The organism is Streptomyces sp. NPDC048496 (assembly GCF_043200055.1).
Classification (GTDB): domain Bacteria; phylum Actinomycetota; class Actinomycetes; order Streptomycetales; family Streptomycetaceae; genus Streptomyces.
On the sequence record NZ_JBICXB010000008.1, the window covers coordinates 126965 to 141751 of the forward strand.

The 14787-nt window shown below is 68.2% G+C and carries 12 protein-coding genes; 5 read left to right on the top strand and 7 right to left on the bottom strand.

Translation table 11 applies throughout. From position 1 onward, the window contains the following. Window positions 1–223: 223 nt before the first annotated feature. From ACGFSA_RS11705 to ACGFSA_RS11720, 4 genes are all read left to right on the top strand, one after another. Window positions 224–3406, top strand: a complete 3183-nt coding sequence (locus ACGFSA_RS11705) for a nitrate- and nitrite sensing domain-containing protein (protein WP_393303028.1) — start codon at window positions 224–226, stop codon at window positions 3404–3406. Between the two features lie 10 nt (window positions 3407–3416). Further along, window positions 3417–3830 (top strand): roadblock/LC7 domain-containing protein, encoded by a 414-nt coding sequence (locus tag ACGFSA_RS11710; protein ID WP_006127847.1) that lies wholly within the window; start codon window positions 3417–3419, stop codon window positions 3828–3830. Between the two features lie 89 nt (window positions 3831–3919). Further along, window positions 3920–4567 carry a DUF742 domain-containing protein gene (locus ACGFSA_RS11715; protein ID WP_393303031.1) on the top strand — a complete coding sequence of 216 codons (648 nt, stop codon included), beginning with the start codon at window positions 3920–3922 and terminating at the stop codon, window positions 4565–4567. Beyond that, window positions 4548–5129, top strand: a complete 582-nt coding sequence (locus tag ACGFSA_RS11720; RefSeq protein ID WP_014048542.1) for an ATP/GTP-binding protein — start codon at window positions 4548–4550, stop codon at window positions 5127–5129. The genes ACGFSA_RS11715 and ACGFSA_RS11720 overlap by 20 nt, the downstream gene beginning before the upstream one ends. A 163-nt stretch (window positions 5130–5292) precedes the next feature. Here the strand turns inward: ACGFSA_RS11720 and ACGFSA_RS11725 are convergent, their stop codons facing one another. The 4 genes from ACGFSA_RS11725 to ACGFSA_RS11740 form a co-directional block, all read right to left on the bottom strand. After that, window positions 5293–5496 carry an acyl-CoA carboxylase subunit epsilon gene (locus ACGFSA_RS11725; protein ID WP_393303033.1) on the bottom strand — a complete coding sequence of 68 codons (204 nt, stop codon included), beginning with the start codon at window positions 5494–5496 and terminating at the stop codon, window positions 5293–5295. Window positions 5497–5550: 54 nt separating this feature from the next. After that, on the bottom strand, window positions 5551–7134 hold the full coding sequence (locus ACGFSA_RS11730) for an acyl-CoA carboxylase subunit beta (RefSeq protein WP_393303035.1): 1584 nt from the start codon (window positions 7132–7134) through the stop codon (window positions 5551–5553). Window positions 7135–8084: 950 nt separating this feature from the next. Then, window positions 8085–11957 (bottom strand): endo-alpha-N-acetylgalactosaminidase family protein, encoded by a 3873-nt coding sequence (locus ACGFSA_RS11735; RefSeq protein WP_393303037.1) that lies wholly within the window; start codon window positions 11955–11957, stop codon window positions 8085–8087. Window positions 11958–12125: 168 nt separating this feature from the next. Beyond that, window positions 12126–12365 carry a hypothetical protein gene (locus ACGFSA_RS11740; protein WP_393303039.1) on the bottom strand — a complete coding sequence of 80 codons (240 nt, stop codon included), beginning with the start codon at window positions 12363–12365 and terminating at the stop codon, window positions 12126–12128. 170 nt (window positions 12366–12535) lie between these two features. Here ACGFSA_RS11740 and ACGFSA_RS11745 point away from each other — a divergent pair, with 170 nt between their 5' ends. After that, on the top strand, window positions 12536–12823 hold the full coding sequence (locus ACGFSA_RS11745) for a DUF1905 domain-containing protein (protein ID WP_393303041.1): 288 nt from the start codon (window positions 12536–12538) through the stop codon (window positions 12821–12823). 125 nt (window positions 12824–12948) lie between these two features. Here ACGFSA_RS11745 and ACGFSA_RS11750 read toward each other — a convergent pair whose 3' ends face one another. The 3 genes from ACGFSA_RS11750 to ACGFSA_RS11760 all read right to left on the bottom strand — a co-directional run bounded on the left by ACGFSA_RS11750 (window position 12949) and on the right by ACGFSA_RS11760 (window position 14693). Continuing rightward, window positions 12949–13194: a hypothetical protein gene (locus tag ACGFSA_RS11750; protein ID WP_393303042.1), complete on the bottom strand. Its 246-nt coding sequence runs from the start codon at window positions 13192–13194 to the stop codon at window positions 12949–12951. Further along, window positions 13191–14144, bottom strand: a complete 954-nt coding sequence (locus tag ACGFSA_RS11755; protein WP_393303044.1) for a hypothetical protein — start codon at window positions 14142–14144, stop codon at window positions 13191–13193. Before ACGFSA_RS11755 ends, ACGFSA_RS11750 begins: the two co-directional genes overlap by 4 nt. Before the next feature lie 72 nt (window positions 14145–14216). Beyond that, window positions 14217–14693, bottom strand: coding sequence for a hypothetical protein (locus tag ACGFSA_RS11760; RefSeq protein WP_393303046.1), 477 nt, complete (start codon window positions 14691–14693; stop codon window positions 14217–14219). Between the last annotated feature and the right edge of the window lie 94 nt (window positions 14694–14787).

Genomic DNA, 14787 nt, shown 5'->3' on the forward strand with positions numbered 1-14787 from the left:
ATGCGTTCGGCCGGTATCACTGTGCTCACATGAGCCCCGCCTTTTGACGGGGCTCGCTCTTTATGCCCGTTTTATCTGAGGCTTGGACCACTCGGAATGGCTCATTCCGAGTGTTTGGAACGCGGCCGGTCCCCGTGCTGCAATTCGACGAACTCCCGAGTAGTACGGCCCTGAACGAAAAACGGCACAGCGTAGGTGCCGACGCCGAGAGGTTGTTGGTCGAGTGAGGCGTAGCAACAAGGGCTCCGCAGTTCAGCCGGAGCGGGACAATTTCACCCCGCCGCCGCGCACCGCGGCGTCACCCGCCGATGTGTCCGAACAGGCACCGGCCGGTGGCAGCACCAGCCGGCTGTCCCCCCGCAACTGGCGGGTGCCCACCCGGCTGAACGCCATCCTTCTGATCCCTGTACTGGTCGGCCTCATCATGGGCGGCTTCCAGGTGAAGGGGTCGATCGACACGTGGAAAGAGGCCGAGGACGCCGAGAAGACCGCGCTGATCGTCCGCGCGGCCTCGGAGTACGGGCAGGCACTGCTCAACGAGCGTGACCTCTCCGCGCAGTCCCTGTTGTCGAACAAGCGTGACGCCTCGGTCGTCTCCGAGGTGCGTGCCACCACCGACGCCGCCGCCGCCAAGTTCGACAACGCCGTGCAGAACATGCCGAAGACGCAGGGCCTGGAGCGCCGTCTCCAGCTGTTCAAGCAGGAGGAGCCCAAGCTCCCCGACCTGCGCAAGGCCGCCTACGCCGAGGCCATGGACCCGGTGAAGACGGAAGAGGGCTACGTCAAGGTTCAGCACTCCCTGATGGAGTTCTGCAACGAACTCGGACTCGGCACCGGCAACATCACCAGCTACGGCCGTACGGTCTACGCGATCGAGCTGGCCAAGGCAGCAGAATCGCTTCAGCGCTCCATCGGCATGCACCTACTGGTACGCCCGAGCCAGGAGGGCCCCAAGTACGACGCCCAGGTCAAGGCGTTCGGCTCGTACAACTACCTGGAGCAGATCGCCCTCGGCGAGTTCGTCTCCGGTGGTACGGAGGCCGACTCCGCGCGGCTGAAGCAGGTCATGGTCGTCAAGGCGGCCGAGGGAGCGAAGAAGCTGAAGACCGCCAAGGAGCAGGCCGACGCGGCCGGTGTGCCGTTCGTCGCGCCGCCCAGCATCGACGGCTCGGTCTTCGCCGGGATGGCCCAGCAGATCGGTCAGGGCAAGTCGCGCGAGAAGCTGGCCGCCAAGGGCATCACGCCCGAGACCTGGATGGCCGCCGCGACCGCCAAGTTCGACGGTTACACCACGGTCGAGGACGAGCTCGTCGACAAGGCGGTGACCGAGGCCGCGGGCATCTCGTCCAGCGCCAGGACCGACGCCATCGTCAACGCCGCGATCGTGCTGGTCGCCCTGCTGGCCGCGTTCTTCCTGGCCGGGCTCATGGCCCGCCAGATGAGCCGCTCGATGCGCCAGCTGCGTACCGCCGCCTTCGGGATCGCCGAGCAGCGGCTGCCGATGCTGGTCGACCAGCTGTCGCGGACCGAGCCGGGCCGGGTCGACACCCGGGTCCAGCCGATTCCGATCACCAGCCGGGACGAGATCGGCGAGGTCGCCCGCGCCTTCGACCAGGTGCACCGCGAGGCGGTGCGGCTCGCGGCCGAGCAGGCCATGCTGCGGGGCAACGTCAACGCGATCTTCACCAACCTGTCGCGCCGCAACCAGTCGCTGATCGAGGGCCAGCTGACCCTCATCACCGACCTGGAGAACAACGAGGCCGACCCGGACCAGCTGGAGAGCCTCTTCCGGCTCGACCACCTCGCGACCCGTATGCGCCGCAACGGCGAGAACCTCCTCGTCCTCGCCGGCGAGGAGCCGGGCCGCCGCTGGAACCAGCCGGTTCCGCTGGTCGACGTCCTGCGGGCCGCCTCCTCCGAGGTGGAATCGTACGAGCGCATCGAGCTCTCCGGTGTCACGGAGACCGAGATCCACGGTCAGGCCGTCACCGACCTCGTGCACCTGCTTGCCGAACTGCTGGAGAACGCCACCACGTTCTCCTCGCCCCAGACCAAGGTCCGCGTCACCGCCACCCGGCTGCCGGACAGCCGCGTGATGATCGAGATCCACGACAAGGGCATCGGCCTCACCGCCGAGGACTTCGCGGACATCAACCACAAGCTGGCCAACCCGCCGACCGTGGACGCCGCGGTCTCCCAGCGGATGGGGCTCTTCGTGGTCGGCCGGCTCGCCGACCGGCACGGCATCCGGGTCCAGCTGCGCCCCTCGGGCGAACAGGCCGGAACCACCTCGCTGGTCATGCTGCCGGACGCGATCACCCACGGCGGCGGGGGCGAGACCCTCGGCTCCGCGGACGCTCAGGACGACTTCACCGTCTCCTCGATCATCCCGCAGCAGTCGTCGTTCGAGCCGGAGCCGCAGCAGCCCCGGCTGCGTACGGCGGCCGAGCTCGGCTTCGACGACTCCCGGTACGAGCAGCCGGCCGACGCCGCGCAACTGGACCCGGTGGGCCGCTCGCTGATACGTGAGGAGCGCCGGGCGGCGCTGGAGGCCCAGACGGCCGGTGAGCGCCCGCAGTTCGCGGACGCCTCGTACACCGAGGCCACGTACGCGCAGGACCCGTACGCACAGGAGCCGCAGCAGGGTCAGCGGCAGGAGCAGTACGCGCAGACCTCGTACGAGAGTTCCTACGACCCGTACCGCGGCGACACCGGCTATTCGGAGCACTCCGACTACGCACCGCAGGACGGCTATCCGGAGGCCGCATATGCCACCCCGGAGAGCGCTCAGCAGGGTTACGAGGAACAGTTCGCGGCCCAGCCACACCAGGAAGAGTGGGCAGATCAGGGCACGTACCAGGACGCGTACGAGCCCACACCGCAGGCCGAACCGGAATCTGTCCCCAGCGCTCCCGCGGAGCCGCAGGAGCGCGTAGGCTTCGACCGTCCGGGTCCCACCCCGAACGCCGGCCACGAGCTGACCGATGCCGGTCTGCCGCGCCGGGGCGGTCAGCAGCACTGGCAGCCCACCGGCCGCGGAAACGACCAGCCCGTCTCAGCCGAGCAGCAGCCGCCGCAGCAGCAGGAGTTGCCGCAGCGGCCGTCGCCCGCGCAGCAGGACGGGAACGGCTCCGACGACTGGCGCTCGACGAACGACGAGCGCTGGGAGCGGGCCGAGAAGCTCCGGGAGCCGAAGGCGGGCGGGGTCACCCCGTCCGGACTTCCGCGGCGGGTGCCCAAGGCCAATCTGGTCGAGGGCACGGCGGAGCAGACCCAGCAGGGCGGCCCTCAGGTCTCCCGCGCCCCTGAGGACGTCCGGGGCAGGTTGAGCAACCTGCGCCGCGGCATTCAGCGGGGACGTAACGCTGGTTCGGACGCAAGTACTACCTACAACCAGGAGCGTTAGTGTGAGCCCGATGAGCCAGGCGGCGCAGAATCTCAACTGGTTGATCACCAACTTCGTGGACAACACCCCTGGGGTGTCGCACACGGTGGTGGTCTCCGCCGACGGACTCCTGCTGGCCATGTCCGAAGGATTCCCGCGCGACCGTGCCGACCAGCTGGCGGCCGTCGCTTCCGGTCTGACCTCGCTGACCGCGGGCGCCTCGCGGATCTTCGAGGGCGGCGCCGTGAACCAGACCGTTGTGGAGATGGAGCGCGGATTCCTCTTCATCATGTCCATCTCTGACGGATCTTCGCTGGCAGTTCTTGCACATCCGGACGCCGATATCGGTCTGGTTGGGTACGAAATGGCACTTCTGGTCGACCGTGCGGGCAGTGTCCTCACACCCGATCTCCGTGCCGAACTGCAGGGAAGTCTTCTTAACTAATAGACAGGCGGTGCGTTTCGCGCCACCGCGCCATAAGGTGCGGTGGCGCGGCCCCACTGGGACCAGGACCGGCAGTCGGAGGAGGAAACGTGGCAACACCCCCAAGCGGACACCAGTACGACGGTGGTCAGCAGGTACCGGGTGAGCACGGGGACAACCGTTACAACTTCCCCTCCACGCCCAGCAGACAGGGCTCGCAGCAGCCCTATCAGCCGCCTCAGCAGCCGTATCCGCCCCGAAAGGCACAGGGGGGCGGGTGGCCGCAGGCCCAGGACGGTGGGTGGCCCCAGCAGCCGCAGCACCCTCAGCGGCCGCACCGGTTGGACGCGCCCCAGCAGCCCCGGATTCAGCCGGTGCAGCCGCGGCGGGCCGCCGAGCCCGCCGCACCGGATGCGCACAACCCGCTGGTCCGTCCGTACGCCATGACCGGCGGCCGGACCCGACCGCGATACCAGCTCGCCATTGAGGCGTTGGTCAGTACCACAGCCGATCCGTCCCGGCTGCAAGGGCAGTTGCCCGAGCACCAGCGGATCTGCCGGCTGTGCTTCGAGATCAAGTCGGTCGCCGAGATCTCGGCGCTTCTCTCGATCCCCCTCGGCGTTGCCCGGATCCTCGTAGCCGACCTGGCCGAGGCCGGACTCGTCGCTATCCATCAGCCCGGCGGCGACGAGTCCGCCGGCGGTCAGCCAGATGTGACACTGCTCGAAAGGGTGCTCAGTGGACTTCGCAAGCTCTAGCGGCGGAGCAGCCCGCTCCACTACCTCCGCGAAGATCGTGGTGGCAGGGGGCTTCGGCGTGGGTAAGACCACGTTCGTCGGTGCCGTTTCGGAGATCAACCCGCTGCGTACCGAAGCCGTGATGACGTCCGCGTCCGCGGGCATCGACGATCTGACCCACACCGGGGACAAGACCACCACGACGGTGGCCATGGACTTCGGCCGCATCACCCTGGACCAGGACCTGATCCTGTACCTCTTCGGTACCCCCGGTCAGGACCGCTTCTGGTTCATGTGGGACGACCTGGTCCGCGGCGCGATCGGCGCCGTCGTCCTGGTAGACACCCGGCGTCTCGCCGACTGCTTCCCGGCCGTCGACTACTTCGAGAACAGCGGCCTGCCCTTCGTCATCGCCCTCAACGGCTTCGACGGACACCAGCCGTACACACCGGACGAGGTGCGCGAGGCCCTGCAGATCGGCCCCGACACCCCGATCCTGACCACGGACGCCCGCCACCGTGCGGATGCCAAGAGCGCGCTCATCACCCTGGTCGAGCATGCGCTGATGGCCCGCCTGCGGTAGCCTCCGCCAACCATGCGGAAGGCCCCGCACTCCTTCGGGAGTGCGGGGCCTTCCGCGGTTGCGGGGCTTCGGCCACGCTGCGTCCTCGGTCACCGCACGGGCCGGAACGAATCGCCGGACGGGCTTGGTACCAAGCCCGTCCGGCGATCGAGGACAGAGGGTCTCAGCCCTGCCAGGAGTGCGGGGCGCGGAAGCCCGGGGTGCGCTCCAGACGGCGCCAGCCCGCGGAGGTACGGCCCCGGTGGGCCGGGGCGGCGGACGTGGCTGCGGCGCGGGCGAGCAGGACCGCGGTTATGGCGGCCAGCTCCTCGGGGTCGGCAAGACCCTTCTCGACGCGCAGCACGGAATCGGCAGGAACAGCGCTCATGGATGTGTCTCCGTCTTTTCGGCAGTACGTGGCGGGGTGGTGCGGCAGCCGCGGTTACTGCGGGGGGTTCCCGTGCTTGCGGGACGGCAGATCGGCGTGCTTGGACCGGAGCATCGCGAGCGAGGCGATCAGTACCTCGCGGGTCTCGGCGGGGTCGATGACGTCGTCGACCAGGCCGCGCTCGGCGGCGTAGTACGGATGCATCAGTTCGGCCTTGTATTCCTTGACCATGCGGATCCGCATGGCCTCCGGGTCCTCGGCGTCGGCGATCTGCCGACGGAAGATGACGTTGGCGGCACCTTCGGCGCCCATCACGGCGATCTCGTTGGTGGGCCAGGCGTAGGTCAGGTCCGCACCGATGGACTGGCTGTCCATCACGATGTACGCACCGCCGTACGCCTTGCGCAGGATCAGCGAGATCCTCGGCACCGTGGCGTTGCAGTACGCGTAGAGCAGCTTCGCACCGTGCCGAATGATTCCACCGTGCTCCTGATCGACGCCGGGCAGGAAGCCGGGTACGTCCAAAAGAGTGATGATGGGAATGTTGAATGCATCACACATCTGGACGAAACGGGCCGCCTTCTCCGACGCCTCGATGTCCAGGACACCGGCGAGGGACTGCGGCTGGTTGGCCACGATGCCGACGACCTGACCGTCGAGCCGGGCCAGGGCGCAGATGATGTTGCGGGCCCAGCGCTCGTGGATCTCCAGGTAGTCGCCGTCGTCGACGAGCTCCTCGATGACCTTGTGCATGTCGTACGGGCGGTTGCCGTCGGCAGGTACCAGGTCGAGCAGGACGTCGCCGCGCCGGTCGGCCGGGTCGTCGCTCGCCACGGTGGGCGGGTTCTCCCGGTTGTTGGACGGGAGCATCGACAGCAGGTACCGCACCTCGGCGATACAGGTCTCCTCGTCGTCGTACGCGAAGTGCGCGACGCCCGAGGTCTCGGCGTGCACATCGGCGCCGCCGAGGCCGTTCTGCGAGATCTCCTCACCGGTGACCGCCTTCACGACGTCCGGTCCGGTGATGAACATCTGGGAGGTCTCGCGGACCATGAAGACGAAGTCGGTGAGGGCGGGGCTGTAGGCCGCGCCGCCCGCGCACGGGCCAAGCATCACGGAGATCTGCGGGATGACGCCGGAGGCGCGCGTGTTGCGCTGGAAGATGCCGCCGTATCCGGCGAGCGCGCTGACGCCCTCCTGGATGCGGGCGCCGGCGCCGTCGTTCAGCGAGACCAGCGGGGCGCCCGCCGAGATCGCCATGTCCATGATCTTGTGGATCTTGGTGGCGTGGGCCTCGCCCAGCGCGCCGCCGAAGATCCGGAAGTCGTGTGCGTAGACGAAGACCGTGCGGCCCTCGACCGTGCCCCAGCCGGTGATGACACCGTCGGTGTACGGCTTCTTCTCCTCCAGGCCGAACCCGGTCGCCCGGTGTCGGCGCAGCTGCTCGACCTCCTTGAACGAATCCGGGTCCAGGAGCAGCTCGATGCGCTCGCGCGCCGTCAGCTTGCCCTTGGCGTGCTGGGCCTCGGTCGCCCGGTCGCTCGGTCCGCGCCGGGCCTGCTCGCGCAGCGCCAGCAGTTCGGCCACCCGGCCACGGGTGTCACTCGGCTCGCCCGGGGTTTCGTCCACAACGGTCATGTATCGACCCTACGAACCCGGGCAAGAAAATCCTGCCGTCGACTCCGTACAGTCTCCTGACCCGTTTCCTGGCGGAGCCGAACAGAACCGTTGCCTCATGCAGGCGAACCACCAGGGGAATGCGGTCCCGCTTTATGGGATCTCTACAAAGCGGGACTGTGGTGTACCGCACAAGCCCGTCACCCTGGGCGTGTGGGCCGTTTGTGCGTACCGCACGTAGGAGTGGCCGTCCGGACCCGCCGGCCCAGGGCCTGTCGCGCCGATCTTTCGGATCTTTCCGGATCAGGGAGCCCGGCAGGATCCGGAGGAAAGGCCCTGGGGGGTGCTGAGGACCGCACAGCGAAGGCTAGTGCCGTGACCGGCAATGTTTGCCCCGTGAGGAGCGTCGTCCAGTGCGTGCGATCGCAAGGCGGCCGGAAGTCCTTGGATGGGGTCTCCCCTGCTCGAACGGAGTTGAGAGCTTGGGGAAGGAGCTACCAGGGCTTTTGGCCAACGCGGCGAGCGGGCGTGCTGGACGACGCGACGGGGCAAAGCTTGCCGGGAGGGGCACTAGCGCCTGCCGTACCCGGCGCGACCCGCAGGACCGGGCGGCGGCCGGTGGCGCGCACCTCGATCCCCGGTCGGTGGAGACGACCTCGCGCACCGGACGCTCCCACACCACGTCCACGGGCGTCCCGCTCCGGTCAGCCCCGGCGAACGGACGGCGACGCCCTGCCGGTCCGCGGTGCCGGCCAGGACGGTCAGCCACTGCCGGTCCGCCGCGCGGGCGGAGAGCGTGCGGCGGGAGGCGCCGGCATCAGCAGATCTGCCGCTGTTCCCCGGTGAGGTGGTCGTGGAGGACGACGACGGTGGTCCATGAGGAGGCGTGGGCTGCCGACGGGAAGGGGGCGGGACCGAGACCGGCCCCGCCCCGCACACCGCTTATTGCTCAGTGCTCACCGATCGCTCGGTCAACTCCCGCAGTGGAACCGTGCGTTGCCCCAGTCCGCGTGGTCGTTTCCGTTGCCGTCGCCGCCGTCCCCGACGACCAGCTCGACGTACTTCGCTCCGGTGACGTCCGCCGTGAGCGACCAGGCGGTGTCGGCCGCCTTGAGCACCGGTGACTTCACCTTCTCCGTGCCGTCGGCCGTGACGCTGAACTGCACGCTGCCCGCGCTCTTCTGGACATCGTCCACGCCGACCTCGGCGGTGAACGAGGTGCACTGGCCGCCCAGGTAGTAGCGGATCTTCGCGGGGGCGTGGCTGCCCAGGCCCTTGGCGTAGACGGTGCCGCCGATCGTCAGCGGGGAGCCGTCGCCGGCGCCCGTCTCACCGTTGGACATGTCACGCTCGACCGGTCCCCAGCCGTTGCTGGCAGCAGTCCAGTCCAGGTCGCTGGCCCAGCTGTCCGTGGTGGGCGGCGGCGGCAGCGTCCGTACGGACGTCTGCGCGCCGAGGGTCCGCTTCGCGCCGCCGACCGTGTAGGACACCTCGGAACTCAGGTTGTACGTCTGATACTTGGCGTCCACCGGCGGAGTGACCCGCCAGCCGGCGGTGGCCTTGGCGCCCGCCGCGACCGAGTCGAAGGTGACCGCGCCCACGGGCTCCGCCGTCCAGCCGTCCGGGACGGTGAGGCTCACCGAGACGCCGGTGACCGGCGTGGCCTCGTAGTTGGTGAAGCTCGCCTCGACGACGCCGGCGACGCCCGGCTCCAGGGTCTCCGCGGCCGGGTCGACGCTGAGCGTTCCGCAGGCGGCCATCTCGCCGGCCGGGGTGGCGCCGAGGTCGGTCACGGTGAACCCGTCCAGGACGAAGTCGGCACCGTCGGGTGCGTCGTCACGCTTGCGCAGCCCGGTCCAGGTGTCACCGCAGCCTGCCGTGACGGTCTCGGAGAAGTGTCCCGTGGTGCGCCGCTGACCGATCGCCGTGGTGCGGGTCTCGACCGAGTCGGGGGTGCCGTCGGCCGTGATCCGGTCGTATCCGTCGACCCACTCGTAGGCGCCGGTGTGGCTGGACTGGTAGTCGTACTCGACCTGGTAGCGGTGGCCGTCGGCCATCGGTACGGTCCAGGGCGCGGTCCGGTAGACGAGCCCGCCGTTCTCCTCGTGTGCCTTGAGGGACTCCTTGCCGCCGATCACGTCGTCGACGAGCTTCCCGTTCCAGCCGGCCTGGGTGTACGGGGCGTGCAGCTGGGAGATGACGGTGCGGGGGTCGGTGGAACCGCCCGCGTCGCCCTTGAGGAAGGGGCCCCAGCCCTGGTCGACGTCCTCGAAGTCCTCGTACACGACGGTGTTCTTCTTCGTCGCCGGGGCGTTGCCGACGATGCGTACGTCATCGGCCCGCACGGTGGCGGCGCTTCCCCCGGCCGCTTCGATGCGGAACGTGGTGCGGCCGCTCGCGGGCGCGGTGAAGTTCACCTCGGCGCGCTGGAAGTACGTGCCGTGCCAGTCAGACGCGGCGACGTAGTCCTCGGCGGTGGAGCGGTCCACGACGACGGACTTCCCGCCGGCCGTGAGCGTCGTGTGCCGGGTCTTTCCGGGCTGGACCTCGATGAGCGCGGACGCGGTGTAGCGCTTGCCGGGCGTGAGGCCGGAGATGCGCTGCGAGAGTGCCGCCGTGCCGGTGCCGGAGAGCTTGGCGCTGTTGCGGCCCTGGCCGTCGGTGTCGCGGGCGACGGTGCCGGTCTTCGACCACGCGGTCAGCCCGTCGTCGTTGAAGCCCGGGTCATCGACCGGGGTGCCCTCGCCCCACTTGGTGTCGGCGGCCTTCGGCGCCTGGTCCGGGTAGAGGACGTACGGCTGACCGGCCTCGGCCGTCAGCGTGATCCTGCCGTCGACGGGCTTGACCGTGCCGGCCTTGACCCGGCCGTTGTCGGTGAGCTTGTAGACGGTGTACGTCCCCGTGGACGGCACGGCCCAGCTGCTCGTACCACCGGACCTGCTGTAGTGGTAGAGCTTCTTCCCGCCGTCCCACGGAAGCAGGTAGTCGGTGCCGCTCAGCACCTTGCGGCCGTGGTCGTAGAAGGTCCGCTTGCCGTCCTCGACGGTGCCCCGGACATCACCGGTGAAGGTGATGTCGTTGCCGTCCCAGCGGGTGATCTTCTGGTGCTGGAGGTACTTGGCGGGCAGGTTGCGCTGCCAGATGTTGTCGTAGAAGGCGTTCCAGTCGGTCTCGCCGGTCCAGCCCTCGAATTCGCTGATGGCGGTCTGGCCGAGGACCGGGTTGTTGTTCCAGACGTCCTTCTCGCTGTTCCGGATGAACCGGATGATCTGCGAGTTGAGGCCCTTGTTGGTGGCGCCGCCGTAGTCGAGGTCGTTGGCCCAGTGCGACCAGAGCGTGCCGCGCTCGAACTTGTCGGACCACTCGCTGCCGACGTTCCAGCCCTGCTTCTGCAAGGTCTGGAGGGTCTTGTCGGCGATCCACCCGTGCGTGTAGTAGACGTCGATGTAGAGGAAGCTCAGGTTGCGGTCGGTCTCGTCGCGCAGTTGCTGGAAGCGCTTGGCCAGGTCGCCGCTGTTGATGTCGCGGCGCTGGTCGATGTAGTAGCTCTGGCCGAGCCAGTTCCAGCCGGGCCTGGTCTTGTCGACGAGCTTCTCGTCGAAGGCGTTGGCTTCCGCGTACGCCTCGGTGGCGTTGACGTGGACGCCGAAGGTGGCTCCCCACTTCTTGCCGTCCTTGAGGAGCTCGTTGAGGTCCTTCAACCCGCCGGCACGCTTGTTGTAGTTGCCGCCGTAGTCGGGGTGGGCGGAGTCGTGGCCCTCGGAGGCGTAGCCCTTGAGGATCGCCCTCTGCCCCAGGCCGTCCGTGGACAGCGAGACCCGCTTGACGTCGTCGAGGGTCCGCAGGAAGGGGTGGGTGGCCTGGCTGGCGAAGTTGAACGGGATGTGGGTGATGACCCGGTCCGCGGTGTCGTCGCTGCCGGGTGCGAGCACGCCGATGGTGCGGAACGCGACGGCGCCGTCCTGCCAGTCGACGGTCTTGTCGCCGTTGGCGTCGGGCGTGACGACGACCTTCGCCCAGGGAAGGTTGTCCCCGCTCTCCGGCTGTGGTGCGCCCTCGCCGCGGTAGGTCCACTGCCCGGACCAGACACCGACCCGGACGCTGCCGTCGTCGGCCTTGCGGGCCTGGTGCCAGAACCGGGCGTCGTCGCCGCCGGTGGCACCGGACGGCTTGTCGTACGAAGAGTTGGACTCGATGGCCGCCGCGAGCGAGCCGGTGTTGACGATCGCGTACGAGGCACCGACCGGCGCCTTGTCGGCGGCGGTGTCCGCGGTGACCTTGGCGAAGACGTCGGCGGTCTTCGTCGAGTCGTTGTCCAGCCGCGTGAAGGCGGTGGCGGCACTGGTGTCCGTGGAACCGACGGACACCAGGTCGTGGCCGGGGATGTCGATGGTGCCGACCCGGAACGCCTCGGTGTCGCGGACGGCCGTCACCTTGAAGGTGGTGGCGCGCCCGGAGACCGAGAGCGAGGCGTCGATCTCGATGCCGGGCAGATCGGGGAAGGTCAGCGTGTACCGGGCGGTCGTGTCGGTGACCTCGGGCGCGGCCTTGAGCTTCACGGCGTGCGCGGTGCCGTTGAGGGTGACCTCGGTGACCGGCTCCGTGGAGCCGGACAGCTGGTTGCCGCTGGCCCGGTCGGTGTACGACAGGACCCGCGGGAAGTCGTCGGCGACAGCGACCGAGAGCTGCGGCGATCCGATGATGGCGGCGTCCGCGGGGACGGCCGTGCCGACTGCGGCGGGTGACAGGGTGGCGGCTGTGGCGGGGAGCGCGGTCCCCACCAGCGCCAGGACGGCGGCTGAGGCGGCGGCGACAGCGCCCGCCGAAGTGAATCTTCGCGACATGTTCCCTGAGTAGTCCCGCTGTCCGGACACCGTCAATGAGCTGCGGCGACTCGGGGTGCTCCAGTCCAACAACCGCGTTGCGTAAGTCCAAGTGGACGGTGCGCGTCCATCGGCTGACGCCACTTCACAGACCGTGCCCCGGCCAGACGTTCAGGATCCGCCCGGCGTTCACTCCGCCGCGTACAGCCGCCGCAGATCCACGAGGACGACTTCGCCCCTGGCCTGCGCATTCCACAGGCCGTCGGTGAACCCGGCGCCGCTGTAGCACGAGAGCCGTACGGCAGAGGTGTCGGCCGGATTCGTGGCCGGCGCGGCGGTGCTCACGGCAGGGTGGGCGGGGTTGCTGCTACTCGCGGTGTCCCGGCTACCACTGCGTGCGTCACTGCTCAGCATCCTGGCGGTCACCATCGTCGTGGTCGTGCTCGTCAGCGGGCTCGCGGTAACGCGACCGGTCGACGCCGTGTCCGTCCTCGGGTGGCGGTCGCCTCCCGCAGGTGGGCGACCGCCACCTCTTGTGCCGAGTGAGCCCGCATGTACGATGCCCGGCATTCGGCTCCCTCGATGAACGGATCGACCTCGTGCACGTTGTATTCATCGGCCGCGTCATCGAGTGGCGGGGGCCTTCACCGTTCTACTTCGCCGCCGTGCCCGGCGAACAGGCCGCCGACATCCGCGAGGTGGCTGCGCTGGCCACGTACGGCTGGGGCGCGGTCCCCGTGGACGCGTACATCGGCGAGACCGCTTTCACCACGTCGCTCTTCCCCAAGGACGGCAGCTACCTGCTGCCGCTCAAGAACGCGGTCCGCAAGCCGCAGGGACTCTCGGCAGGTGACGAGGTGACCGTGACCATGACCGTCCGCGTGTAGCTGTCGCGTGATGTGGGCGACGGCAGGATCGCGACCGGCCGCCTCGCCCGAACTGCTTGGCAGGCCGGCTCATTTCTACATCCGGACGGCGCCCGCGACCCGGCCGCTGTGCCCGAGCCCTCTCCTCAGCGCTCCCGCGTGTACGTCACGATCCACGCAATGGTGAGAACAACTCCGAGAACCCCCACGCCGAAGATGCCGAAGGCCGTCCAGATCCCCTTTCCGTCCACCACGGAGCGCACCCCGCCGGCGAGCCCGCCGACGGCCATGCAGATGCCGAGGACGAACGCCCGTGAACTCCGGGGGCGCAGCCAGTGCCACAAGTTCGGACGGCGGCGACCAGGCGGCGGCGGGCCTGCGGAGTGCTTCACCGGTACCTCACCTTTCCTGGTTCTGCCGGGGCTTCCACATGGGTGTCACCGGGTTCCTTCTTCGACGGGGTGTAGTAGAAGTCGATTCCCGTCGCCACCACGGCGACCGGCGCACCGAATATCTTCCCCCCGAACTTGCCGATCGTGTTGATGAACGTGGGGCGGTGGTGTTTCCCCTTTACATCGCTCAGGATCGATCCCTTCTCAAGATGCTTGCTGGCCTCGCCGGCCGCGTAGGCGGGCGTGCCGCCGATGAACCCCTGCACCGCGCCGTTGATGTCTCCGTGCAGGAGTGCCTCACCGCCGCCCATCCAGGATCGGTAACTGAGGAACTCGGCAATCGGCTTGATGGTGCCGCTGCCCCACTTCTTGGGGGGCTCGTACTCCGTCTTGTCCAGCTTTGTTCGTTGTTCTTGCACCATGCCCGTCTTCGCATCCTTCAGCGAGCCGTAGTGCATGCTGCTGAACTCGTGCGGGTCCTTGGTGAGATCCCTCAAACCCCAGGCAAAGAGTGCGTCGGCGTCGACCGCACGCTGGAGAATGGCCTCCAGTCGATCGACGAGTGCGTCGACGTCACCCTGGGTCGCGTGGGAGCCCTCCGGGTGCGTGATGACTCCGTCCGGGGCGATTCTGAGGCCGTGCGGCGGATTGTCGTAAATCGTTTCGAGATCGGCCTTGGCTTTCGTCAACTCACCGTAGGCGTCCTTGAGTATGTTGGTGATGCTCTCGGCCTGGGTCACCGCATCGCGGAACTCTGCTGCCGCCCTCGTGACGAACGGCTTGGTGACGGAAGCGTTCTCGCCCTTCCAGGCCGCCCCTTCCGCATAGGAACTCATGTCCCCTGCGCCCTTGGCGAGTTCCTTGAGTTTTTTGACCATGGCAACCCAGTCGTCGATCGCCGAATCGAGTGGCTTGGTCTTCAGGTTGAGAAGCTGCTGGAAAACCAGCACCGGGCACCTCGCCTGGGTGGGAAAAGAAGGGAAGTAAGGAGGAAGGTGGATGAATAGTCGGAGGAGGCCGGATCAGATGATGGGCCCCTGAGCCTTCGGTATCGAGGGCTTGGTGTCTTCTTCGGGGACGTCGTAGTAATCGGAAATCTTGGACGCGCTGACCTGGGTGGCGACCCAATCGTCGTCCTTTTTCTTCGACGCCTTCGTGAAGTCGAGATGATTGGAAATGTGCGCGCAGGAATCGACCAGTGTCCCGACCTGCTTGTCCCACGCCTTGGATGCGGCGGTCAGCGCCTTGCCCATCTCGAATCCGTCCGATGCCAGGCTCGTACCGGCGGCCTCGGTCGTGGTCCGGGCGTGCTTGCCGTCGGCCTTCAGGTTGTTGTGCAACTGGTAAGCGAAATGGCCTATCTTACCCAGTTCGTCGTCGTAGATGACGAGGTCCCCGTCGGACGGCGCCAAGCGCGGGTCCGCCGTCGGCGCGCCGTTCAGCTGCATACGGGCGGCGGCATTCGCCTTGAGGCCGGCCCACTCTTCTTCGAAGGACATGAACCCTTCTGGTGATCGCGATGGCTGGCGCGACTGACGTGCCAAATCCGGTTATTGACCGATCCGGCGGTACGCCGCATCGGTCAGTTCGGGT

What these genes read in the sequence shown, in the direction of transcription:
- ACGFSA_RS11760 (WP_393303046.1), bottom strand. Translation starts at nt 14,693, where the DNA reads ATGTCCTTCGAAGAAGAGTGGGCCGGCCTCAAGGCGAATGCCGCCGCC.
- ACGFSA_RS11725 (WP_393303033.1), bottom strand. Translation starts at nt 5,496, where the DNA reads ATGAGCGCTGTTCCTGCCGATTCCGTGCTGCGCGTCGAGAAGGGTCTT.
- ACGFSA_RS11710 (WP_006127847.1), top strand. Translation starts at nt 3,417, where the DNA reads ATGAGCCAGGCGGCGCAGAATCTCAACTGGTTGATCACCAACTTCGTG.
- ACGFSA_RS11735 (WP_393303037.1), bottom strand. Translation starts at nt 11,957, where the DNA reads ATGTCGCGAAGATTCACTTCGGCGGGCGCTGTCGCCGCCGCCTCAGCC.
- ACGFSA_RS11730 (WP_393303035.1), bottom strand. Translation starts at nt 7,134, where the DNA reads ATGACCGTTGTGGACGAAACCCCGGGCGAGCCGAGTGACACCCGTGGC.
- ACGFSA_RS11740 (WP_393303039.1), bottom strand. Translation starts at nt 12,365, where the DNA reads ATGGTGACCGCCAGGATGCTGAGCAGTGACGCACGCAGTGGTAGCCGG.